Origin of the sequence: uncultured Aquincola sp. (assembly GCF_964001545.1) — a bacterium.
In the GTDB taxonomy this organism is placed as follows: domain Bacteria; phylum Pseudomonadota; class Gammaproteobacteria; order Burkholderiales; family Burkholderiaceae_C; genus Aquincola.
Genome location: NZ_CAXFDV010000123.1, coordinates 1 through 1716 on the forward strand (window position 1 = coordinate 1; position 1716 = coordinate 1716).

Below are 1716 nucleotides of genomic sequence, written 5' to 3' on the forward strand. Positions count from 1 at the left end.
CCGCCAGTTCGCTGGCGGGCCGGTGGGCCAGGCGCTCGGCCAGCGTGCGCAGCAGCTGTGGCCGCAGGTCCACCCGCTGGCGGTTGGTGGCCAGCGCCGGGTCCTGCAGCAGGTCTTCCAGGCCCAGCGCACGGCAGAACTGCCGCCATTGCGGGTCGCTCACCGCGGCCAGGAAAATCTGCTCGCCACCGGCCACGGTGAACACGTCGTACACCGCCCAGGGGTTGTCGCGCGCCGGCATGGGCTGCGGTGCACGGCCAGTGATGGCGTACTGCAGCATGTGCTGGCCCATCAAAAACACGTTGTTCTCGTACAGCGCGCTTTGCACCGCCATGCCGCGGCCGGTGATGCCGCGCTGGATCAGCGCGCCCATCACCGCGATGGCGCCGAACAGGCCGCCCATGATGTCGTTGACGCTGGTGCCGGCCCGCACCGGATCACCCGGCCGGCCGGTCATGTAGGCCAGGCCACCCATCATCTGCACCACCTCGTCCAGCGCGGTGCGGTGCTCGTAGGGGCCGGGCAAAAAGCCCTTGTGGCTGGCATAGATCAGCCGCGGATTGGTGGCCGACAGGCTGGCGTGGTCCAGCCCGTACTTGGCCATGGTGCCGGGCTTGAAGTTCTCGATCACCACGTCGGCACTGGCGGCCAGGCGCCGCGCCGCCTCGGCGCCTTCGGCGGTGTGCAGGTCCAGGCCGATGCTTTTTTTGTTGCGGTTGAACATCGGGAAAAAGCCGATGCCCGCGCCTTGCAGCGTGCGCGTGCCTTCGCCGGCCACCGGCTCGACCTTGATGACCTCGGCCCCCAGGTCGGCCAGCACCATGCCGCAGGTGGGGCCCATCACCATGTGGGTGAACTCCACCACGCGCAGGCCTTGCAGCGGCAGCGTGGGGTCGGGTGCTTGCAGTGAGTCGTTCATGGTCAGGCCGCCATCGCGGCAGTGGACAAGGTCTGGGGCAGCCCGGCGCGCCAGATGGCGCCGTGCAGCGGCTCGCCCGGCAGCCAGCCGGCGATGCGGCCGCGCAGGGTCATCAGCGCATCGAAGTCCAGGCCGGTGGGCACGCCCATGCGGCCGAACAGGTAGGCCAGGTCTTCGGTGGCCACGTTGCCGCTGGCGCCGGGTGCATGCGGGCAGCCGCCGATGCTGCCCACGCAGGCGTCAAACCCGCGGATGCCGGCCTGCCAGGCCGCGAAGGCATTGGCCGCGCCCAGGCCGCGGGTGTCGTGGAAATGCGCTCCGGTCAGCCGGTCGCCCGCCACCTGCAACGCGGCTTCGAACAGGCGGCTCACCTGCAGCGGGTCGGCGTGGCCTACGGTGTCTGCGATGCTCACCCGGTCGGCACCGGCTTGAAGCCCGGCCTGCAGCAGCCGCAGCACCTGCGCCGGCGCCACCTCGCCCTGCAGCGTGCAGCCGAAGGCGGTGCTGATGCCCAGCTCGATGCGGCAGGCGCTGCCGGCGGCATCGCGCGCGGCGCGGATGCGACCCAGCTCGCCCAGCACCTCGTCAGGCGTCTTGCGCAGGTTGGCCAGGCTGTGCGCATGGCTGGCCGACAGCGGCAGCAGCATCACATGCGCGCCGGCCGCCAGGGCGGCTTCAGCGCCGCGCAGGTTGGGCACCAGCGCCGTGACTTCCAGGCCGGGCAGCTGGCAGGCGGCCTGCACCAGCGTGGCGGTGTCGGCCAGCTGCGGCAGCAGCCGCGGCGGCACGAAGGAGCC

The 1716-nt window shown here is 71.5% G+C and carries 2 protein-coding genes; both read right to left on the reverse strand.

Going from position 1 to position 1716, the window contains the following annotated elements; translation table 11 throughout:
• Nucleotides 1-919: CaiB/BaiF CoA-transferase family protein (locus ABNT58_RS04095; protein WP_348752235.1), on the reverse strand; the 919-nt coding region annotated here is incomplete at its 3' end.
• Between the two features lie 2 nt (nucleotides 920-921).
• Nucleotides 922-1716: hydroxymethylglutaryl-CoA lyase (locus ABNT58_RS04100; protein ID WP_348752236.1), on the reverse strand; the 795-nt coding region annotated here is incomplete at its 5' end.